17 protein-coding genes are annotated in these 20,243 nt (G+C 62.1%); 8 read left to right on the top strand and 9 right to left on the bottom strand.

Translation table 11 applies throughout. The features are described from left to right. Positions 1–47: 47 nt before the first annotated feature. The 5 genes from RLEG4DRAFT_RS60630 to RLEG4DRAFT_RS60650 all read left to right on the top strand — a co-directional run bounded on the left by RLEG4DRAFT_RS60630 (position 48) and on the right by RLEG4DRAFT_RS60650 (position 6,246). Entirely contained in the window at positions 48–1,322 is a 1,275-nt protein-coding gene (locus tag RLEG4DRAFT_RS60630; protein ID WP_003576594.1) for an ABC transporter substrate-binding protein, read from the top strand. An 88-nt stretch (positions 1,323–1,410) separates the two neighbouring features. After that, the gene (locus tag RLEG4DRAFT_RS60635; RefSeq protein WP_003576592.1) at positions 1,411–2,271 is read left to right on the top strand and encodes a carbohydrate ABC transporter permease; all 861 of its coding nucleotides are present in this window, start codon (positions 1,411–1,413) and stop codon (positions 2,269–2,271) included. Next, positions 2,268–3,104 carry a carbohydrate ABC transporter permease gene (locus tag RLEG4DRAFT_RS60640; protein ID WP_003576589.1) on the top strand — a complete coding sequence of 279 codons (837 nt, stop codon included), beginning with the start codon at positions 2,268–2,270 and terminating at the stop codon, positions 3,102–3,104. The genes RLEG4DRAFT_RS60635 and RLEG4DRAFT_RS60640 overlap by 4 nt, the downstream gene beginning before the upstream one ends. A gap of 18 nt (positions 3,105–3,122) precedes the next feature. After that, positions 3,123–4,205, top strand: coding sequence for an ABC transporter ATP-binding protein (locus tag RLEG4DRAFT_RS60645; RefSeq protein ID WP_003576587.1), 1,083 nt, complete (start codon positions 3,123–3,125; stop codon positions 4,203–4,205). Between the two features lie 37 nt (positions 4,206–4,242). After that, entirely contained in the window at positions 4,243–6,246 is a 2,004-nt protein-coding gene (locus RLEG4DRAFT_RS60650) for an aldo/keto reductase (protein WP_003576586.1), read from the top strand. Positions 6,247–6,290: 44 nt separating this feature from the next. Here the strand turns inward: RLEG4DRAFT_RS60650 and cydX are convergent, their stop codons facing one another. The 7 genes from cydX to RLEG4DRAFT_RS60685 form a co-directional block, all read right to left on the bottom strand. After that, positions 6,291–6,413, bottom strand: a complete 123-nt coding sequence (gene cydX / locus RLEG4DRAFT_RS60655; protein ID WP_003576584.1) for a cytochrome bd-I oxidase subunit CydX — start codon at positions 6,411–6,413, stop codon at positions 6,291–6,293. 97 nt (positions 6,414–6,510) lie between these two features. After that, a complete protein-coding gene (cydB, locus tag RLEG4DRAFT_RS60660; protein WP_003576583.1) occupies positions 6,511–7,665 on the bottom strand; it encodes a cytochrome d ubiquinol oxidase subunit II in 1,155 nt (384 codons plus the stop codon). Between the two features lie 6 nt (positions 7,666–7,671). After that, positions 7,672–9,252, bottom strand: a complete 1,581-nt coding sequence (locus tag RLEG4DRAFT_RS60665; RefSeq protein ID WP_003576581.1) for a cytochrome ubiquinol oxidase subunit I — start codon at positions 9,250–9,252, stop codon at positions 7,672–7,674. Positions 9,253–9,329: 77 nt separating this feature from the next. Beyond that, positions 9,330–11,021 carry an amino acid ABC transporter ATP-binding/permease protein gene (locus tag RLEG4DRAFT_RS60670; protein WP_003576579.1) on the bottom strand — a complete coding sequence of 564 codons (1,692 nt, stop codon included), beginning with the start codon at positions 11,019–11,021 and terminating at the stop codon, positions 9,330–9,332. Further along, positions 11,018–12,748, bottom strand: coding sequence for a thiol reductant ABC exporter subunit CydD (gene cydD / locus RLEG4DRAFT_RS60675; protein ID WP_003576577.1), 1,731 nt, complete (start codon positions 12,746–12,748; stop codon positions 11,018–11,020). The genes RLEG4DRAFT_RS60670 and cydD overlap by 4 nt, the downstream gene beginning before the upstream one ends. 4 nt (positions 12,749–12,752) lie before the next feature. Further along, a complete protein-coding gene (locus tag RLEG4DRAFT_RS60680) occupies positions 12,753–13,331 on the bottom strand; it encodes a GbsR/MarR family transcriptional regulator (protein ID WP_003576575.1) in 579 nt (192 codons plus the stop codon). 284 nt (positions 13,332–13,615) lie between these two features. Beyond that, positions 13,616–14,215 carry a HupE/UreJ family protein gene (locus RLEG4DRAFT_RS60685; protein ID WP_003576573.1) on the bottom strand — a complete coding sequence of 200 codons (600 nt, stop codon included), beginning with the start codon at positions 14,213–14,215 and terminating at the stop codon, positions 13,616–13,618. A 291-nt stretch (positions 14,216–14,506) separates the two neighbouring features. Between RLEG4DRAFT_RS60685 and RLEG4DRAFT_RS60690 the strand changes: the two genes are divergently transcribed. Continuing rightward, positions 14,507–15,538, top strand: a complete 1,032-nt coding sequence (locus RLEG4DRAFT_RS60690; protein ID WP_003576572.1) for a hydroxyacid dehydrogenase — start codon at positions 14,507–14,509, stop codon at positions 15,536–15,538. Between the two features lie 85 nt (positions 15,539–15,623). Here RLEG4DRAFT_RS60690 and RLEG4DRAFT_RS60695 read toward each other — a convergent pair whose 3' ends face one another. Further along, entirely contained in the window at positions 15,624–16,655 is a 1,032-nt protein-coding gene (locus tag RLEG4DRAFT_RS60695; RefSeq protein WP_003576570.1) for a Tim44 domain-containing protein, read from the bottom strand. A gap of 84 nt (positions 16,656–16,739) precedes the next feature. Continuing rightward, positions 16,740–17,198 carry a YbaK/EbsC family protein gene (locus tag RLEG4DRAFT_RS60700; RefSeq protein ID WP_003576568.1) on the bottom strand — a complete coding sequence of 153 codons (459 nt, stop codon included), beginning with the start codon at positions 17,196–17,198 and terminating at the stop codon, positions 16,740–16,742. A gap of 335 nt (positions 17,199–17,533) precedes the next feature. Here RLEG4DRAFT_RS60700 and RLEG4DRAFT_RS60705 point away from each other — a divergent pair, with 335 nt between their 5' ends. Then, positions 17,534–18,880, top strand: coding sequence for an extracellular solute-binding protein (locus RLEG4DRAFT_RS60705; RefSeq protein ID WP_003576566.1), 1,347 nt, complete (start codon positions 17,534–17,536; stop codon positions 18,878–18,880). A gap of 59 nt (positions 18,881–18,939) precedes the next feature. Next, entirely contained in the window at positions 18,940–20,241 is a 1,302-nt protein-coding gene (locus RLEG4DRAFT_RS60710; protein WP_003576564.1) for an ABC transporter permease subunit, read from the top strand. The last annotated feature ends 2 nt before the right edge of the window (positions 20,242–20,243 follow it).

The raw sequence follows: 20,243 nt of genomic DNA on the forward strand, positions 1-20,243 counted from the left end.
CTAACCGCGTTCGTGAAAGATCGGCAATTGAAAAGGGAGGATTTTCAATGCGCTTCAAACTTCTCGCTGCGACCGCAGCTATCGCACTGCTCGCTACCGGCTCTGCATTCGCTGAACCGGCCAATCTGACCATCTGGAGCTGGAATGTCGCCGCATCGGCATTGAAGTCCACGCTTCCAGGCTTCAACAAACAGTTTCCCGATATCAAGGTCACCGTCGAGGACCTTGGAAACAGCCAGGTGTTCGACAAGACGCTCGCTGCCTGCGCTGCCGGCGGCGACGGCCTGCCTGATATTGTCAGCATTGAGAATTTCGAGGCTGAAATCTTCTGGAGCCGTTTCCCGGATTGCTTCGCCAATCTGAAGGAGCTCGGCTACACGGCCGATATCCAGGCGAAGTTCCCCGACTTCAAGCGCACCGAACTTGAGGTCGGCGATGTCGCTTATGCCATGCCCTGGGATTCCGGTCCGGTCGCCGTCTTCTACCGCCGCGACATGTACGAAAAGGCCGGCGTCGATCCGAGCACGATCAGCACCTGGGACGATTTCATCGCCGCCGGCAAGAAGATTTCTGCTGCCAATCCCGGCGTCGTCATGGCGCAGGCCGATTTCAACGGCGACAGCGAATGGTTCCGCATGATCGCCAATGAACAGGGCTGCGGCTATTTCTCGACCGATGGCCAGAACATCACCATCAACCAGCCGGCCTGCGTCGCTTCGCTGCAAAAGGTGAAGGAGATGAAAGACGCGGGCACGCTGACTGCGGCCAACTGGGACGAGAAGATCCAGGCCAATACCGCTGGCAAAGCGGCAAGCCAGCTCTATGGCGGCTGGTATGAAGGCACCGTGCGCTCGACCTCGCCTGATCTCAAGGGCAAGTGGGGCGTCTACAGAATGCCGAGCCTGACGGCCGATGGCCCGCATGCCGCCAATCTCGGCGGTTCGTCGCTCGCCATTTCGGCGACCTCGGCAAACAAGGACGCGGCCTGGAAATTCGTCAACTACGCCCTTGGTACGAACGAGGGTCAGGTCACCATGCTGAAGGAATTCGGCTTGGTCCCGTCGCTGCTTTCTGCCGAGAAGGATCCCTTCGTCAGCGAGCCGCAGCCCTATTGGGGCGGCCAGAAGGTCTGGGCCGATATCCTGGCGACGCTGCCGAAGATCGTACCGAGCCGCGGCACCGCCTTCCAGAGCGATGCTGAAGGCATCTTCAAGGCAACGCAGGCGAAATTCTTCGCCGGCGGCTATCCCGATGCGAAGACGGCCCTCGACGATGCCGCCAAGCAGATCGCTTCGGCAACCGGTCTTCCGGTCGCGCAATGAATGACGATGCCGGGCGCTTCAGGCGCCCGGCTTTCTGCCTGCCTTCGGGCGGGCGGGTCATTCATTCGTTTTATGTGGAGGAGGCTCGATGCCATTCAGAACCCGGAGCGCCTATGCGTTCCTCGCCCCCTATCTGCTGGTTTTTGCCACCTTCTGGGTCTGGCCGATCATCGATTCATTCCTGATTTCCTTTCAAAACACCCGCATCAATCCGTGGAAATACAGTTTCCAGGCCAATTGGGGCCGGCTCTTCTACGACCCCGCCTTCTATAACGCTCTCTACAACACGCTGATCATCCTGGTGATCCAGGTTCCCGTGATGATCGCGCTGGCGACCGTCATGGCCGTGCTGCTCAATTCGCCGCTCTTGAAAGCGCGCCCGCTTTTCCGTTTCGCCTTCTTTGCCCCCGTCGTTGTCGGCGAGGTCGCCTATGCCGCTGTGTTCCGGCTGATGTTCAGCCTCGATTTCGGCATCATCAACAAGATGATCGCAGCGGTCGGCTTCAGCCCGGTATCCTGGTTCGACAACGCCAATGCCGCTATGGCCGTGATCATCCTCGCCGTCACATGGCGCTGGGCCGGCTATAATGCCATCATCATCCTCGCCGGCCTGCAGTCTATTCCGGACGATGTCTACGAGGCAGCGACGCTCGACCGGGTGAGCAAGGTGCAGCAGTTCTTCCACATCACCCTTCCGCTCTTAAAACCGATCATCCTCTTCTGTGTGGTGCTCTCGGTGATCGGCACCATGCAGCTCTTTACCGAGCCGTTCCTCATCACCAATCGCGGTGGTCCGGGCGGCGGTACGGAGACACTTGGCCTCTTCCTCTATCGCCAGGGTTTCACCTCGCTGAACTTCGGCTATGCCTCGGCGATCGCCTATACGATGGCTGCTCTCGCGGTGGTGATCTCCCTCTTCAATCTCTGGATCGGGAGGGACCCGAAATGAGATCCAAGTCGCAATCCCTTCTCATCCGTCAGATCGCGCTGCACGCTGCGCTGGCGCCGCTGGCGCTGATCTGGCTGTTTCCGCTCTGGATGATGTTCGTCTTCTCGACAATGCCTGACAACGGCATCTTCAGCCCCGACATCGTGCTCTGGCCATCGACCAACTTCGTCGCGAATTTCAAGAACCTGCAGGCCGATACCGACTTCATCGGCGCTATGGTGATCTCCATCGGCGTCGCGATGATCTACACCGTGCTCTCGGTGATGCTGACCTCGATGGCGGGGTGGGCGCTGGCGCGTTATCGTTTCGTTGGCCGCTCCATCGTCATCGCCATCATTCTCGGCACGATCACGCTGCCTTTCTCGGTGGTCGTCATCCCGCAATTCATCATGGTGGCACGCGAATTCAAGCTGGCGAACACCTGGGTGGCATTGATCGTGCCGCCGCTCTTTAATTCCCTCGGCGTCCTGTTCATGCGGCAGTCCTTTTCGATGATGCCGGGTGAACTCTTCGATGCGGCACGCGTCGAAGGCGTCAAGGAATGGCAGATCTTCCTGCGCATCGCCCTGCCGTTGGCGCGACCGACGATGGCCGCATTGGCGATCATCCTCTTTCTCGTCTCGTGGAACAATTACCTCTGGCCGCTGCTCATCAATTCCAGACCGGGAATGATGACGGCGCCGGTGGCATTGGGAACGCTGATCGGCCTCACCAAGGTTTCCTGGGGCGGCATCATGGCCGGGGCGGTGCTGCTGACGGCGCCGATCCTCGTCGTCTTCGTGGCTCTCCAGCGCCATTTCATCGCCGGCATCGCGGCCGGCGCAATCAAGTAATCGGAATCGGGGAGCTGCATGGCAGAGCTTTCACTCAGCAATATCGTCAAGCGCTTCGGCGGCTTTGAGATCATCCATGGCGCCAATCTGGAGGTGAAGGACGGCGAATTCGTCGTCTTCGTCGGTCCCTCCGGCTGTGGAAAATCCACGCTGCTGCGCATGATCGCGGGTCTCGAGGATATTACCTCCGGCGAGCTTCAGATCGGCGGCAGGGTCGTCAACGACGTCGAGCCGGCCGATCGCGGCATCGCCATGGTCTTCCAGTCCTATGCGCTCTATCCGCACCTCACCGTTGAGGAAAACCTGAGTTTCGGTCTGCGGATGAACGGCAATCCGAAGGCCGATACCGAGCGGCGCGTGCGCCATGTCGCCGAGATCCTGCAGATCACCGAGCTGATGAAGCGGAGGCCGAAGCAGCTTTCCGGCGGTCAGCGCCAGCGCGTCGCAATCGGCCGCGCAATCGTCCGCGAACCCGAGGTTTTCCTGTTCGACGAGCCCTTGTCGAACCTCGATGCCGAACTGCGCGTGCAGATGCGCGTCGAAATATCCAGGCTGCACAAGCAGCTCGGTACGACGATGATCTACGTCACCCACGACCAGACGGAAGCGATGACACTTGCCGACCGGATCGTCGTGCTGCGCGCCGGCAATATCGAGCAGATCGGCGCGCCGCTCGACCTTTACGACGACCCCGCCAACCAGTTTGTCGCCGGTTTCGTCGGCTCCCCGAAGATGAATTTCCTCAAAGCCGTCGTGGTCGAGAGCCAGCCGGGCAGGGTGGTGATCGCGTTGGAAAGCGAAGCCGATACGCGCCTGCCGCTGCCCCTCAGCGAACCCATCGAAGCCGGCACGAAGGTGACGCTCGGCATCCGTCCCGAGCATTTCGTCGATGCCGGCATGGGCGATGCCGATCTCACCGTCGCAATCGACGTTGCCGAGCATCTCGGCAATACCAGCTACATCTACGCCGCCATCGGCAACGAACAGCTGATCATCGAGCGCCCGGAATCGCGCACCGCCGGCAACCGCGAGACACTGACCGTCGGTCTTCCCGCAAGCCACACATTCCTTTTCGACGGCGCCGGCAAACGGCTTCGCTAAACCGCAATCCCAAGGCAGAAAGACGAAAGAGGTTTCCATGACTTCCGATCACCCGATCCGCTGGGGCATCATCGGCCCCGGCACCATCGCTCGCACCTTCGCAGACGGCGTCGCCCATTCCAGAACCGGCAAACTGGTGGCGATCGCCACCCGCAATCCTTCCAAGCCGGGACTTGCCGAAAATTTCCCCGGCGCCCGCATCGTCAATGGCTACGAGGCGCTGCTTTCCGACCCCGAAGTTGATGCGGTCTATATCTCCGTCCCCCACACCGGCCATGCCGAATGGGCGATCAAGGCCGCGCGCGCCGGCAAGCATATTCTCGTCGAGAAGCCAATCGCACTTTCGGCCTATGATGCCGAAGCCGTTTATTACGAAGCGAAGAAAGCTGGCGTCTTTGCCGGCGAGGCCTTCATGTACCGCGTGCATCCGCAGACGGAAAAGCTGGTCGAACTGATCAGGAGCGGCGTCATTGGCACCGTCCGCATCATCCGCTCGAGCTTCGGCTTCAATATGGGCAGCTACAGGCCGGAACATCGGCTGTTCGCCAATGATACCGCCGGCGGCGGTATTCTAGATGTCGGCGGCTACCCGGTCTCGATGGCAAGGCTGATTGCCGGCGCCACGGAAGGTAAGGCCTTCCTCGAGCCGGAGAAAGTTTCGGGCGTCGCCCATCTCGGCGAGAGCGGCGTCGACGAATGGGCGTCGGCCGTGCTCAAATTCCCGAACGAGATCATCGCCGAAGTCTCCTGCTCGATCATGGCGCAGCAGGACAATGTGCTGCGCATCATCGGCTCCGAGGGCCGCATCGAGGTCGCCGACTTCTGGTTCGCCTCCGGCCACAAGGGCGGCACCGGCAAGATCGAGATCTTCAAGAGCGGCAGCCGAGAAACCGTCGAGGTCAAGGAAGATCGCTGGCTCTACTCCTTCGAGGCCGATGCGGCAGGCGATGCGATCCGCGCCGGCAGAAACGAGTTCAGCGCTCCCGGCATGAGCTGGGCGGATTCGATCGGAAACCTGCGCGTGCTCGACCAGTGGCGGGCCTCTGTCGGCCTCGAATACGGCGTCGAGAAAGCCGCAAAGCGCACGGCCAACATATCAGGCGGCACGGTTGCTCGCGGCAACAGCATTCCCCAGCGCCAGATTCCCGGCATCTCCAAGCCGGCCTCGGTCGTCACGCTCGGCTTCGAGTTCTTCCCGAACTTCGCCGCCGCCTCGCTGACGCTCGACGCTTTCTATGAGGCTGGCGGCAATGCCTTCGATACGGCCTATGTCTATGGCGCCGGCAAGACGGAGGCGATCTTCGGCGACTGGCACACCAGCCGCAAGGTGCCGCGCGAGGAGATCGTGCTGATTGGCAAGGGCGCGCATTCACCGCTCTGCTATCCCGATATGATCGCCAAGCAGCTCGACCAATCGCTCGCCCGGCTGAAGACCGACTATGTCGACATCTATTTCATGCATCGCGACAATACCGACGTTCCCGTCGGCGAGTTCGTCGATGCCATGGATGCCGAGGTCAAGCGCGGGCGCATCCGCGGCATCTTCGGTGGCTCGAACTGGACGCGGGCACGTTTCGACGAGGCAATCGCCTATGCGGAAAAGACCGGCAAGGCGCCGCCGGCGGCGCTCTCCAATAACTTCTCGCTTGCCGAGATGCTCGATCCGATCTGGGCCGGCTGTGTCGCCGCCTCCGATGACGACTGGAAAAAGTGGCTGAACGAGAAGCAGATCCCGAACTTTGCCTGGTCGAGCCAAGGCCGCGGCTTCTTCACCGATCGCGCCGGCCGCGACAAGCGGGATGATGAGGAGATCGTGCGGGTCTGGTATTCCGAGCGTAACTTCGGACGCCGCGACCGCGCCATCGAGCTTGCCAACAAGCTCGGCCGCAATCCGATCCATATCGCGCTTGCCTATGTGATCGCCCAGCCTTTCCCGGTCATTCCGCTGATCGGACCGCGCACCGTCGCCGAACTGGAAGACAGTCTTTCGGCGCTCGACTTTAAGCTGACGCCAGATCAAGTAAAGTGGCTGGAAGGCTGAGACAACAAGGAAGGGCGCGGTCTGAAACCGCGCCCTTTCCATATCTAATTGCGCGTTTCGGACGCCTTGTTTCCGGCGGCGTCGTCCATCAGCTCATACCACATGGCGTTGAGGACGGCGAAGGCGGCTGCCAGCGGCAGGCCGAGGATCCATGCGAAATACCACATCGTTTTGTCTCCCTCAGAGCAATTCCAGGAAAAGTGCGAAGCGGTTTTCCGTCCGGAATTGCGTAAAATTAAAGGTTGGATCGGTTGTTGACCCGCTCTAGTAGGCGTGGCTGTTTTTGTCGGTGACGGATTTCTCGTCGACCTTGCCCCACAGAACCTTGTAGACCCAGGCCGTGTAGGCAAAGATGATCGGCAGGAATATCGCCGACACAACCAGCATGATGAACAGCGTCATGTGGCTGGAAGATGCATCCCAGACCGTCAGGCTCGATCGCGCATCGAGCGAGGAGGGCAAGATGAACGGGAACATCGAGAGGCCGACCGTCGAGATGATGCCCGATATCGCGACCTTGCTGAAAAGCAGCGTCATGATCTCGCGCCTTGCCCGCATGGCAAAGAAGGCCAAGGCCGCGCCGGCAAAACCGAGGACCGGTGCGATGATCATCCACGGATGCGTGGTGTAATTGACAAGCCATGCGCCCTTTTCGAGCACCGCGGTCTTCAGCAGCGGATTGGACGGCCCGATCGGGCTGATATCGCTGGTGATGCGGTAGCCGTCGACGCCGATCCACAGGAAGAGCCCGCCAAGCGCAAAAAGCACGATGGCGGCAAGGGCGGCGATGCTGCCATAGCTTCTGGCCCGCTCCGCAACCGGACCGCTCGCCTTCAGCACCAGCCAGGCCGCGCCGTGCATCGTCAGCATGGCGAGGGAAAGCAGCCCGCAAAGCAGCGCATAAGGGTTGAGCAGACCGAAGAACGAGCCTTCGTAGAAAATCCGCATATCGTCGGCAAAGCGGAAGGGCACGCCTTGCAGCACGTTGCCGACGGCGACGCCGAAGATCAGCGATGGCACGAAGCCACCGATGAAAAGCGCCCAGTCCCAGCCGTTGCGCCAAGTGGCGCTTTCCCGCTTCGACCGGTATTTGAAGCCGACCGGGCGCAGGATGAGCGCAAAGAGGATCGCAAACATCGCCAGATAGAAGCCCGAGAAGGAGACCGCATAAAGCGGCGGCCAGGCGGCGAAGATGGCACCGCCGCCAAGGATCAACCAGACCTGGTTGCCTTCCCAGGTGGCGCCGACGGTGTTGATCACCACGCGTCGTTCGGTGTCGGTCCTGGCGACGAAAGGCAGAAGCGTGCCGACGCCGAGGTCGAAGCCGCCGGTGGTCGCAAAGGCGATCAGTATCACGCCGAGCAGCAGCCACCAGATGACGCGCAGGGTTTCATAATCGATGAGTTCGTGAAGGATCATGGCAGGTCACTCCGCCGCCGGGACGAGGGTTTCGGAAATCAGGACGGCTTCCGGCTCGTCGTCCGGCTCCGGCCCCTGTTTGATCGCCTTGATCATCAGGCTCATTTCGATGACGATCAGCACCGTATAGAGTGCGGCAAAACCGATGATCGTCAGCAGCACGGTGCCGGCCCCGAGGCTGGAGACGGCCGCCGCCGTCGGCAGAACGCCTTCGATCACCCAAGGCTGGCGGCCGAACTCGGCAACGACCCAGCCAAGCTCGATCGCGACAAAGGGCAGGGGGATCGCCAGCACGGCAATCCGCAGCAGCAGCGGATATTTTTCGAGATGGCGGCGGGCCGACAGCCAGAAAAAAGTTGCGGTCAACAGGATGAAGAAGATGCCGAGGCCGACCATGATGCGGAAGGACCAGAAGAGCGTCGGCACATGCGGGATCGTATCGCGCGCAGCCTGGACGATCTGCGCGTCGGTCGCCTGACGCGGATCGTCGACATAGCGCTTCAGAAGAAGGGCATAACCGAGATCATGGCCGAGATCCTCGAAGGAGGAGCGCACTTCCTGTGCCACCTGATCCTGCGCGGGTGCGGCACGGATCTGCATCAACGCATCGTAAGCCTTGATGCCGTCGCGGATGCGGGTCTCGGCCTGCTGTTCGAGCTTGTCGATGCCGGGGATCTCCGTTGTCAGCGAGCGTGTGCCGATCAGCCCCATGACCCAGGGGATATGGACGGCGAAATGCGTCTCGCGCGCGTCCTGATCAGGGAAGCCGAAGGCAGTGAAGGCGGCCGGAGCCGGTTCCGTCTTCCACATGCCCTCGATCGCCGCGAGCTTCATCTTCTGGTTCTCGGTCGCGAGGTAACCGCTCTCGTCGCCAAGGACGACGACGGAGAGCGCCGAGGCAAGGCCGAAGGAGGCGGCCACCGTCATCGACCGTTTGGCAAGCTCGATATGCCGGCCCTTCAGCACATACCAGGCCGAGACGCCGAGCACGAAGATCGAGGCGCAGACATAACCCGCCGACACCGTATGGACGAACTTCGCCTGGGCGACAGGGTTGAAGACCACGTCGAAGAAGCTTGTTATCTCCATGCGCAACGTCTGCGGATTGAGCGCCGATCCCACGGGGTTCTGCATCCAGCCATTGGCGATGAGGATCCAGAGTGCGGAAAAATTCGAGCCGAGCGCCACCGCCCAGGTGGCGACCAGATGCCCGACCTTCGACAGCTTGTCCCAGCCGAAGAAGAACAGGCCGACGAAGGTCGCCTCGAGGAAGAAAGCCATCAGGCCTTCGATCGCCAGAGGCGCCCCGAAGATGTCACCGACATAATAGCTGTAATAACTCCAGTTCATGCCGAACTGGAATTCCATGACGATGCCGGTGGCGACGCCGATCACGAAATTGATGCCGAACAGCGTGCCCCAGAATTTCGTCATCTGCCGCCAGATCTGGCGGCCGGTCATGACATAGACGGTTTCCATGATCGCCAAGAGCACGGACAGGCCGAGCGTCAGCGGTACGAACAGGAAGTGGTAAAGCGCCGTCAGCGCAAATTGGAAGCGCGATAGCGCGACGATATCTAGTTCCATAGTCTTTCTCCCACGGTCCCAGGGGGTACGGAGCGTTCCTCAGCGCCGGCCGGCGCGTGAGGGCATGCGGGTCTCGCTCAATCCGGCCGAAGCCGGTCGAGCGCCTTTTCGAACGCCGCCTCTCCGCGGCGTGAAATCTCTGAAATACGGCCGCCTTCGATGACGGCGATGCGGTCTGCGATCGCGGCCTCGCGGCGGATATGGGTGGCGATCACCAGCGAGCGGCCTGTCGCCATCGCCGCGAGACGACAGAGCACGTCGCGGGCGTTGGCGCCGTCGAGGCCTTCTGTGGGCTCGTCGAGCAACCAGAGCGGCGTGTCGCGCAGGAAGAGACGGGCAAGCGCCAGCCGGCGCGACTGGCCGCCGGAAAGGCCGAGGCCTCCTTCGCCGAGCGGCGTATCGATCCCCCGCGGCATGGCCTCGACATCAGCCAGCAGGCCGGCGGCGGCGAGCACGTCGCGAAGGCGGGCTTCGCCGGTATCCGGGTTGGCAAGAAGGAGGTTGCCGCGCAGGCTATCCTCGAAGAGTTCTGTCCGCTGCGTCAGCAGTGTCGCCGTTACCGCGGCAACGCTTCCCGTGCTTGCCGGCAATTCGCCGGAAAGCAGAGCGAGCAGGCTCGACTTCCCGGCGCCGCTGCTGCCGATGACGGCCAGGCGTTCGCCCTGCTGCAGCGCGAGGTCGATGCCCTGGAGCACCGGAACGGCGGAATTCTCATGGAAGGCCGACACGTCGGGCAGTGAAAAAGCATATCCCGGCGGCGGCGCCACCAACGGCTCGGTTACATCTGCGACGGCAAGCCGCGGCGCGATGCGCCTTGCCGCAAGCAGCGTCCTGCCAAGTTCCAGTGCACCGCGGCGTAGCGCCGCAAACGGTTCGACCGCCGCGAAGGCGACGAGCAGCCCGAGTGCGGCGACGGGAGCGGTAATCATCTCCGATTCCGCCAGAGCTGCGACAGCGAGCAGCGATACGGTCAACAGAAGGGTCGAGACGAGGCCGAAGCCGAATGTCAGGCCGGTTTCCACACGGTTCAGCCGATCGTCGGCATGGGCGGCGTAGCCATCGGCCGCAGCGATCGCCTCTTTCTGCGCGGCCAGCCGGCCGGCCATCAGCAAATCGGTCTGGCCGGCAACGAGATCGATCGTCCGCGACCGCAGCGCCTCGATGCCATGGGCGCGCCGGCGGGCATGTTTGCGCGCCGCATGGCCGGCGATCACAGGCAACCCCAGCCCGGTGCCAGCGAGAAACAGGCCGAAGCCCAGGCCGAACAAGGGATGCATCAGCCCCAGCGCCACGCTTGCAGCCAGGGCTGCCCCCACGGCGACCGCGGCCGGCACGAGAATGCGGAGATAGAGAGAATCGAGCGCATCGATATCGGCCGTCAGTCGGAACAGCAGCTTTGCCGGCCGATGCGACAGCGCGCGCGCAGCACCCGGTTCGGCGAAGCCGCGAAACAGCCTTTCGCGCAGAGCGGCAAGTACACCGAGCGTTGCATCATGGGTCGCAAGCCTTTCGCCGTAGCGCGCCACTGTGCGGACGATGGCGAGCAGTCGGATGCCGGCTGAAGGCGCAAAGACGTCGAAGGTGATGGCGGCTGCGGCCGAAAGACCGGCAAGCGAAGTGGCGGTGATAAACCAGCCGGAAAGGCCGAGCAGGGCTATGCCCGCCATAACAGTCATTGCCGAAAGAACTGCGCCGAGCAGCAGTGCGCGCCGGCGCTCGGCAAGGAAGAGATGCAGGATCGGCTTGAGGTCCGCAGCAAATCTACTCATTCGGCCGCCTCCCTCATCATGATGTCGGCGTCGATGCGGACGATGCGATGCATGCGCGCGGCAAGCACCGGATCGTGGGTCGCAACGATCAAAGTGCGGCCCTTGGCGAGCGAAAGCAGGCTCTCGGTCACTTCGGCGGCGGTGGCGGCGTCGAGATGGGCGGTCGGCTCGTCGGCCAGGATGATTTTGAGATGCGGATTGCAGGCCGCACGCGCAATCGCCAGCCGCAGCGCCTCGCCGCCGGAAAGCCCAATGCCGCCTTCGCCGAGTGGCCGATTGCCATAGGCCTCGGCAAGCTTGCCGAGTCTCGCGACACCAAGCGCATCCGTGACATCGTCACGTGCAATGCCCGGTCTGCCGAGTGAAATATTGCCTGCGATGGTGCCGGCAAATATGTGCGGCTGCTGGCCGATCCACGCCATGGCCCCGCGCACCACCGCGGCGCTGTCATCCGCAAGCTCGACGCCGCCGATGACGATGTGCCCACCGGTGCAGGGCGCCAGCCCCGATATCAGCGAAAGAAGCGTCGATTTGCCGGAGCCACTGGCGCCGAGAAGCGCCAGATGTTCGCCTGCAGCGATCTCGAGGTTGAAACCGTCGAGGATCAGCGGTTCGTCCACGCCATAACGGAAGGCGAGATTTTCAAGACGAATGTCAGGCGCCTCGGTTTCGGTGAGAGCGCAAGGTTCGGCCGATCCCCGGATCGGCAAATCGCCTGTAGCTATAGCGTCCAGCGCTTTCAGCGCCGCTTCGCCGGCCACCCGATCGTGCCAGACGGCCGAGAGTTCGCGCAACGGCTCGAAGAAGGCCGGCGCGAGCAGCAGGATGAACAGTCCCTGGGTTAGGTCGAGCCGGCCTGTCCAGGTGCCGAAGCGGATTTCGCCAAGCAGGCTGAAGCCGACATAAACGGCAATCATCGCAACGCCCAGCGCTGCGAAAAGCTCGAGCACGGCCGAGGAGAGAAAGGCGATCTTCAACACCGCCATGGTCCGCAGGCGCAGCGATTCCGCCTCGCGGCGGAGCCGCAGCGCGGTCGCATCAACCGCATCGAGCGCACGGATCGTCGCCAGTCCGCGCAGCCGATCGAGCAGGAAACCGTTGAGCCCACCGGTTGCAACGAGTTGTTTTTCGCTGGCCGCCTGCGCACGCCAGCCGATCAGCGCCATGAAGATGGGGATCAGCGGCGCCGCAAACAGCAAAACTAGGGCGGCGATCCAGGAGACCGGAAGGATGAAGGCAAGGATGACGAGCGGCACCAGGCTCGCCTTCATGCGCGCCGGCTGGAAACGGGCGAGATAGGGGACGATCAGTTCGGCCTGCTCCCCAATCACGCTTGCGGCCTTGCCGGAAACCGGCCGGCCGCGATCAATCGGCGACGATAGGGAAAGCACGGCGATAGCAATGTGCCGCCTGCGGCTGAGCTCGGCGCGCGCAGCATGAAAGGCGAGGCGGCCGCCAGCCGCGTCGAAACAGCTTTTTGCAATTCCGAGGAGAAGGATGCCGAATGCCGGCCAGAGCACATCATATAATCCGCCGCCATCGGCGATGCGGCCAACGGAAACGGCCAGCAACCCCGCCTGCGGAATCCATAAGGCGGCGGCCAGTGCCTGCAGCATCGCCGCTTTGCGAAGCCGGCTTTTTGCCGTGTCACCACGCGACGAAACCGCATCGCCATCCAGCGGCTGAGCCTCTGATCTGTCCTTCGCGTCGAAGAAAGCCGTGCCCATGGCGCTAACTCTTGTTCGCAGGATTCGGCCGGCGGCTGCGGCCGAGCGAAACGACCCGGTCCTTGGCCTCCAGAAGCTTCGTCACTTTCGCGCCCAGCGAGAGTAGCGTTGCAAGCCTTTCCGTTTCAAGTTGTTTAACGTCCTCATACCAATGCGTCAGCTGCTCGATCAGCGTGTGCATTTCGCTCATGCGCGCCTGCGCATGCCGTTCGGCGTCGCTGGCCGGTCGCTGCATCAGAATCTCACGCAGAACCGACAGCGTCGGATCGACTTCACGTTTCTTTCGTTCCTCGGCGAGCGTCCGCAAGATGAGCCAGACATCATCGGGTGTGGTGAAGAAATCGCGGCGATCGTCCGGCTTGTGTTTCAGAATGACGAGATTCCAGGCCTGCAATTCGCGCAGGCTCATCGACACATTGGAACGCGAAATGCCGAGCGCATCGGCGATCTCTTCGGCGCAGATCGGCGCGGGCGAAACGTAGAGCAGGGCATAGATCTGGCCGACGGTGCGGTTGATTCCCCAGCGGGAGCCCATTTCGCCGAAATGGAGAACGAAGGACTGGACGAGAGGCGGCAGGTTCATAGTCTTTTCCGTTGCGTCTGTTATTTCAGTAATTTCTGAAATCACTATATCGACCTTCGCGCCCCGCCGACAATCGGCAAGGCGGCCCTGCGTCAATTTGGATGTCCGTTCGTTGATCGTGCCTCGGATATAACAGGAAGCGACGCGGCCGGATTTGACTTGGATCAATTCCGCAGCACTTTGCGGACGTGGAAACGCCCGGCCATGCGCTACGCATGCCGGGCGTTCTGATTTGACTGCAATAACTAACGGCGTTTACGCGCGCCGCCGCCGATCGAGGCGGCTTAGATCAAGCCGGCCAGAATGCCGACGCCTGATATGGCGGCGATGCCGCCTGCGACGCGCGTCACGAAGACGCCCCGACGTTCACCGGCCTGGCCGATGGCGTAACCAAGCGCGAGGCCGGCGGCATGCAGCAGTGCGGTCGGGATCATGAAACCGGCAGCATAGGCGGCACCTGCAACGTTTTCCGGCATTTCGGCGCCATGCGCATGACCGTGGAAGATTGCAAAGAGGCCGACAAGGCCGAGCGCTGCAGCGAGCGGCGCCTTGACATCAAGCGCAACGATGGCGCCGAGCACGACAACGGAAAGCGCGATGCCCAGTTCAACGAAGGGAACATTGATACCGGCAGCGCCGAGGGCGCCACCGAGCGCCATGATGAGAACGAAGGTCGTCGGCACCAGCCAGGTGGCGCGGCCGCCGAGCTGGAATGCAAAAACGCCGACCATCACCATGGCGAGGACATGATCGAGGCCCGACATCGGATGGGCAAAGCCATGGCTGAAACCGGCAGCCTCCCCGATCGCAGGATGGGCGGAGGCAACGGCTGGAAGCGCTGCGCCAGCCAAAGCAAGCAGGCCGCTCTTGAGTGCTGATTTCATTGCTCATTCCCCTCGTGAGTTTCGAGTATCCTGCGGCCGCTGAACAAAGGTATGGTTCAGGCGCGAGCATCAAGCTAATTCAAAGCGTTTGCGCCGTCAACGCTGCGTTCGCCAAATGCCAAGCCAATTCAATTGCTTATCTGATAGGCAGATGCCACTTTCGAAAGCGGCGCCACACCGAGAGGCGGGTCCTTTCACATTCCACTTTCCGTGATCTGGAAAGGCTCCCGCACAGAGGCTATCAATCGTCCGACGGAGACGGCGCAAACTGCCGCGATGGAGGAGATACCGATGACAAACACCGAACGGCCGCTGGCGATCAGCGCGCCCGAGCCACGCACGCTCGATCTGATCTTCAGCGAAAAGGCGCGCGCCGAACTGCATGCAAAATACGAAATCGTCGAAGCCGATCCGGACAATATCGCCGGCCTTGGTGACGAGATTCTCGGCAAGACGCGCTACATCATCGGCCAACCGCCGCTTTCATCCGAAACGCTGTCAAAAATGCCGGCCTTGCGCTCGATCCTCAACGTCGAAAGCAATCTTCTCAACAACATGCCCTATGACGTGCTCTTCGAGCGCGGCATTCATGTCGTCACCACGGGCCAGGTCTTTGCCGAACCGGTCGCCGAAATCGGTCTCGGCTTCGCCTTGGCGCTTGCGCGCGGCATCGTCGATGCGGACGTCGCGTTCCGCGAGGGCGCCGAACTCTGGGGCGGGGAGGGCAATGCAAGCGCGCGGCTGATTGCCGGCTCGGAGATCGGCATCGTCGGCTTCGGCGATCTCGGCAAGGCACTGCGCCGGCTGCTCTCCGGCTTCAGGGCCCGCATCAGGGTATTCGATCCCTGGCTGCCCCGCTCGATCCTCGAGGAAAACGGCGTTGAGCCCGCAAGCCTGGAGGAGGTCCTGACGAAGAGCGACTTCGTCTTCGTCGTCGCAGCCGTCACCAGCGAAAATAAAGGATTCCTCGGCACCGAGGCCTTCGCCAGCATGCGCCGGGGCGCGGCCTTCATCCTGCTCAGCCGCGCTGACGTCGTCGATTTCGAAGCGCTGATGGCGGCCGTCTCGTCAGGCCACATCGTCGCGGCGAGCGACGTCTACCCGCAAGAGCCGCTGCCGCCCGATCACCCGGTGCGGAGCCTGAAAGGCTTCATCCGTTCGGCACACCGCGCCGGCGCGCTCGACAGTGCCTTCAAGAAGATGGGCGACATGGTGCTCGAAGACATGGACCTGGTGGATCGCGGCCTGCCGCCGATGCGCTGCAAGCGAGCCGAACGCGAGACGGTGTCGCGCATGCGCTCCAAACCGGTCGCGGTAAATTAAATCAGTCGCCCAAAACTGCTGAGCGGTTTCGGGCGACATAAAACCAAGGCTCGGCTTACATAGCATCGTGCGATGCGCGGGAGCTTTAAGCGGCGCGCTGCCCTGTGCCCTGGATCGCCGCGAGCTTCCAGTCGGCGCCCGGCTTGCGCACGAAGGTCCATACCTCGGTGCTTTCGCTCGGACGGTGGTCGTCGCCGGAAACGACGCGGCCACTATCGCGTTCGACCATGGCATCGATCGAGCTATAACGCATGGCGAGCGTCGCATATTCTTGACCGTCTTCGCGCCAGGCCTCGGCAATATCGCCCTGCAGCAGCTTGACGTCGGAGACGCGGTTGCGTACGCCGTTGGTGGCGTTTTCGCCAAGTTCCTCGGCAAGATAGGACATCGCTTCGGGTGTCGTCAGCCGGCGCAAAGTGCCATAATCCTCGGCGCCGTAAGCGGTCTGCACGCTGGTCAGCAATTTCTCGAACTGGTCGAGATCTGCCTGCGCCAGCCCGATCTCGTCGGTCGGGCGGTTGCCGCCAGGCTGCCCGCCGAAGCCGGAACCGATCGCGGGGATCCGGAAGGACGAATTATTCGCGGGCGACATGCCAAAGGACTGGGCGCCAGAGGATTGGCCGCCATTGGATTGGCCGAATGGCCGGCTTTGGCCACCCGCGCCGTAGGAAGGCTGACGACGGTTGGCGAAATAACGCATGGCGAGCATGATGGCGCCGCCGATCAGCGCGATCTGCAGCAGCATGCCGAGGAAGCCGAAGCCGCCGCCGAAACCGTGACCAAGCAGCATGCCGAGGAGACCGCCGGCAATCAGGCCGCCGATCATCGAACGCCCGAAGCCCCCGAAGAGACCGGGGCGCTGGGTGCCGAAGGGCTGCTGCGCGGTAGCGGGTGCCGTCGTCTGCGGACGCGGGGTCATCGACCGTTCGATCGGCGCGACGGGTGCAGGCGCCGTGCGGGTGACGGGCGGAGCCTGAAAGGTGCGCGTGCCGCGGCTCCCGAAACCGAAGCTGCCGGCGCGGCGCGCCTCGGCACTATCGAGGGAAGCAAAAATGGTAGCGCTCGTCAGTGCGGCAATAGCCGCGATCTTGGCAAAACGCGAAACGGCACTCGGCATTCCTGATCTCCTGTCATGCGCAATCATGGCATGTTGGGATAGGATATAGGTACTCTTTCCGGGGTTTGAAGTTTTTTCGCCGCCTTACTGGCAGACGTCGACCCAGCTGGCACCGGTCAGCGCCGCCAGTCGCCCGGTTTCGATGCGCACGGCCGAATTCGTCGAGCCGGCGGCGGGCACGACTTCGTCGAAGCGTTTGAGCGAGATATCGCAATAGATCGGCAGTGGCGAAGGCAGGCCGAAGGGGCAGACGCCGCCGACCGGATGGCTGGTGACCGCTACCACCTCTTCGGCATCGAGCATGCGCCCTTTGGCGCCGAACGTATCCTTGAACTTGCGATTGTCGAGCCGTGCCATGCCGCTGGCAACGACCAGCATCATCTGCTCGCCGACACGCAGACAGATCGTCTTGGCGATCTGGGCGGGCTCGACGCCGTGGGCTTCGGCCGCAAGCGCCACCGTCGAGGAGCTCTCGGCGGTTTCGATGATTTCGATATCGGGTGCATGCGCACGGAGGAAGGCGCGGACGGATTCAAGGCTCATTGCGCGATGCTAGCGCATCGGCCCGCAAATCGGAACCGGTTTTTGGAAAGCACGATGCGAGGTGGAAAGTATTGCAGCGTCTCAAAAGACGCGCCGCACGCATGAGGAATCGCGCAATTTCAAGCGTAAAACATGCCCGCCGAAAACCGCCGCTTGCAAGTCGTCAGGACATCGTCATAATAATTTTGCACACGTGCTCAATTTTGTCATTCGGCCGTTACATCGACCCCCTAGAGCGGACATGTCACGTTTTCGTGGGTTTTCGAAGCGGCCGTCAACACCAGTGATGACCCGTCAAAGAGGCCTCACACTGCTCTTCTGGGGAGATGAAGAAAATGACTATTTTGCCGACATTGAAATCCCTCGCCATCGCTGCCGCCATCCTGGCCTCGAGCTCTGCAATTGCGCTTGCCAAGGATGTTCATATCAGCGTCTGGGCCGGCGGCACCGGCCCCAACGACGTCTATCGCCTCGACGCCATCGAGATCGCAGCCCAGCAGTTGCAGCGCCAGGCCGCGCTGAAGGGTGAAGATCTGAAGATCACCGTCGAGAAGAAGCCCTATTCCGCCTGGGAGGACTTCAAGCAGGCGCTGACCCTTGCGGCGGAAGCCAAGACCGCCCCGAACATCGTCGTCAGCGGCCATGAAGACATCGCGCCCTGGTCGCAGGCCGGCCTCATCGTTCCGATCGAGGATTACGTCGATCTCGACTCCTGGCCGCTCAATGGCATTTACGAAAACCTGCTGAAGATCGCCTCCTACAATGGCACCGTCTACGGCATTCCGCAGGATGCCGAATCCCGGCCGATGTTCTTCTGGAAGCCGTATATGAAGGCGATCGGCTATAGCGACGCCGATCTGGATGCGCTGCCGCAGAACGTTCAGGACGGCAAGTACACCATGAAGAACCTGCTCGAAGACGCCAAGAAGATGCAGGACAAAGGCCTCGTCCAGCCCGGCTACGGCTTCTATCCGCGCACCAGCAACGGCCCTGACTACTGGCAGTTCTATACCAGCTTCGGCGGCACGATGGAGGAAAACGGCAAGCTCGTCTTCGACAAGGCGGCGATGACCCGTACCTATCAGTTCTTCGCCGATGCCGTTAAGGCGGGCGTCACCAAGAAGAACCACATCGGCATGCCGGGCGACCAGTGGTGGAAGGAAGTCGCGACCGGCAAGGCCGGCATCTGGGACGGGGGCACCTGGCACTATGCCCGCCTCGTCAACCAGGAAGGCCTCAAGGACTTCTTCGGCAACGTGATCTTCACGCTGATCCCGGCCGGCGAAGGCGGCAAGGCCAACACGCTGACCCACCCGCTCGTCTACCTCCTGACCGCAGGTCACGACAAGGAAGACACCGAGATCGCCGCCCAGCTGGTCACCATTGCCTCCGAGCCGCGCATCAACGCGCTGCATGCGGTCAAATCAGCCCATCTCGGCATTTCCGAGGCGGAATCGGAAGTCGATTTCTACTCGGCCGACCGCTGGACCCGCGAAGCCACCGAACGCCTGCTGCCGCATGCCAATGCGATGCCGAACAATTCCGATTTCGGCAAATATTGGAACATCATGTGGAAGAACCTTGAGGCATCCTGGACCGGCGCCAAGACCGTCGACGCCGCGGTCGGTGATGCCGAGAGCGAGCTGAGGAGCACGCTCGGCGACAAGATCGTCATCCGCTGAAGCATTCCTCCGGGCGGTGGCAATCCCGCCGCCCGGACGGTTCCGCGAGGAGGCCTTCCATGAAATCGTCCAGAACGCTCGGGCTGCTGATGATCGCGCCTGCGGCGGTCATGATCGTCCTGTTCTTCCTGATGCCGGTGGTTCTGACGGCGGTCTTCTCGATGACCAATATGACGACGGCGACCGGAATATCAGGCGGCGTCTACCAGATCGCGCCCAACTCCCTGATCGCGCTGAAATCAGCGATGCCCGACCTCGCTGCCGAGATGGCCGAACCGCGCTACACGATCGACGAGGCGGGTCTCACGGCCGTCGAGGGCCTCGGGATGGCGCCGGGGATTGCCGCCGAATTGCGCGCCAAACATCTGGGCGAGGTCTTCCCGGCACGCCGCGACCTCGAGCGCATGCTCAAGGATCTCACTGAGCGACCTTCGACGCGCGAGGTCAAGCAGATCTCCGAACAGTTCAACCGCTCCGCCCTCAACACCCGCTTCGACAGCAAGCCACAGCTATTTTCGGCGCTGGACAGTCTGGGGTTCAAGCTGACGCCGGAGCAGAAGGAAACCGTCGCCAAGACCACCTACACCGGCTGGACCTGGACGACCGAGAATTTCTCGCGCATCGCCACCTCGCCCGATATGGCGCGCGTGCTTTTCAACACTGCGCTCTACGTCGCGCTGGTGCTGATGCTTTTCAACGTCGGTTATGCCCTGCTGCTGGCGATCTGGACACATTACATGCCGCCGACGCCGGCTTCGATCTTCCGCGGCATCTGGCTCCTGCCGCGCATCACGCCCGTCGTCATTTACGTCATGCTGTGGAAATGGCTTGCCTGGGATACCGGCTTCATCTCCGTCCTGATGGGCAAGTTCGGCTATCCGCCGAAGAACTACCTGCTCGACACCGCCTACCATGCCTGGTTCTTCGTCGTGTTGATCAACGGTTTCATCGGCGCCTCGATGGGCATGCTGGTCTTCTCCTCGGCGATGAAGGCCATTCCGAAAAGCCAGTTCTATGCGAGCGAGGTCGACGGTGCGTCGCGCTGGCAGCAGATCCGCTATATCATCCTGCCGCAGATGCGCTGGCCGATCCTCTTCGTCACCTGCTATCAGACGCTATCGCTGCTCGCCTCCTTCAATGAAATCCTGCTCGCCACCAATGGCGGGCCGGGCAACGCGACCGAGGTCTGGGCGCTCTCGGCCTATCATACCGCACTCAGGAACTATGCCGGCAATCTCGAATATGGGCTGGGTGCCGCCATGGCACTGGTACTCGTCGTCATCGGCGTGGTGCTGTCGCTGCTTTATCTGCGCGTTTTCAACTACGGCACGCTTGTCGCCAAGCCCCTGATCGAGGATTGACC

The sequence above is a fragment of the Rhizobium leguminosarum bv. trifolii WSM2297 genome, assembly GCF_000271845.1.

Excerpts from the sequence above, each read along its gene's own strand:
- RLEG4DRAFT_RS60630 (WP_003576594.1), top strand. The coding sequence starts at position 48 with ATGCGCTTCAAACTTCTCGCTGCGACCGCAGCTATCGCACTGCTCGCT.
- RLEG4DRAFT_RS60635 (WP_003576592.1), top strand. The coding sequence starts at position 1,411 with ATGCCATTCAGAACCCGGAGCGCCTATGCGTTCCTCGCCCCCTATCTG.
- RLEG4DRAFT_RS60640 (WP_003576589.1), top strand. The coding sequence starts at position 2,268 with ATGAGATCCAAGTCGCAATCCCTTCTCATCCGTCAGATCGCGCTGCAC.
- RLEG4DRAFT_RS60645 (WP_003576587.1), top strand. The coding sequence starts at position 3,123 with ATGGCAGAGCTTTCACTCAGCAATATCGTCAAGCGCTTCGGCGGCTTT.
- RLEG4DRAFT_RS60650 (WP_003576586.1), top strand. The coding sequence starts at position 4,243 with ATGACTTCCGATCACCCGATCCGCTGGGGCATCATCGGCCCCGGCACC.
- cydX (WP_003576584.1), bottom strand. The coding sequence starts at position 6,413 with ATGTGGTATTTCGCATGGATCCTCGGCCTGCCGCTGGCAGCCGCCTTC.
- cydB (WP_003576583.1), bottom strand. The coding sequence starts at position 7,665 with ATGATCCTTCACGAACTCATCGATTATGAAACCCTGCGCGTCATCTGG.
- RLEG4DRAFT_RS60665 (WP_003576581.1), bottom strand. The coding sequence starts at position 9,252 with ATGGAACTAGATATCGTCGCGCTATCGCGCTTCCAATTTGCGCTGACG.
- RLEG4DRAFT_RS60670 (WP_003576579.1), bottom strand. The coding sequence starts at position 11,021 with ATGAGTAGATTTGCTGCGGACCTCAAGCCGATCCTGCATCTCTTCCTT.
- cydD (WP_003576577.1), bottom strand. The coding sequence starts at position 12,748 with ATGGGCACGGCTTTCTTCGACGCGAAGGACAGATCAGAGGCTCAGCCG.
- RLEG4DRAFT_RS60680 (WP_003576575.1), bottom strand. The coding sequence starts at position 13,331 with ATGAACCTGCCGCCTCTCGTCCAGTCCTTCGTTCTCCATTTCGGCGAA.
- RLEG4DRAFT_RS60685 (WP_003576573.1), bottom strand. The coding sequence starts at position 14,215 with ATGAAATCAGCACTCAAGAGCGGCCTGCTTGCTTTGGCTGGCGCAGCG.
- RLEG4DRAFT_RS60690 (WP_003576572.1), top strand. The coding sequence starts at position 14,507 with ATGACAAACACCGAACGGCCGCTGGCGATCAGCGCGCCCGAGCCACGC.
- RLEG4DRAFT_RS60695 (WP_003576570.1), bottom strand. The coding sequence starts at position 16,655 with ATGCCGAGTGCCGTTTCGCGTTTTGCCAAGATCGCGGCTATTGCCGCA.
- RLEG4DRAFT_RS60700 (WP_003576568.1), bottom strand. The coding sequence starts at position 17,198 with ATGAGCCTTGAATCCGTCCGCGCCTTCCTCCGTGCGCATGCACCCGAT.
- RLEG4DRAFT_RS60705 (WP_003576566.1), top strand. The coding sequence starts at position 17,534 with ATGACTATTTTGCCGACATTGAAATCCCTCGCCATCGCTGCCGCCATC.
- RLEG4DRAFT_RS60710 (WP_003576564.1), top strand. The coding sequence starts at position 18,940 with ATGAAATCGTCCAGAACGCTCGGGCTGCTGATGATCGCGCCTGCGGCG.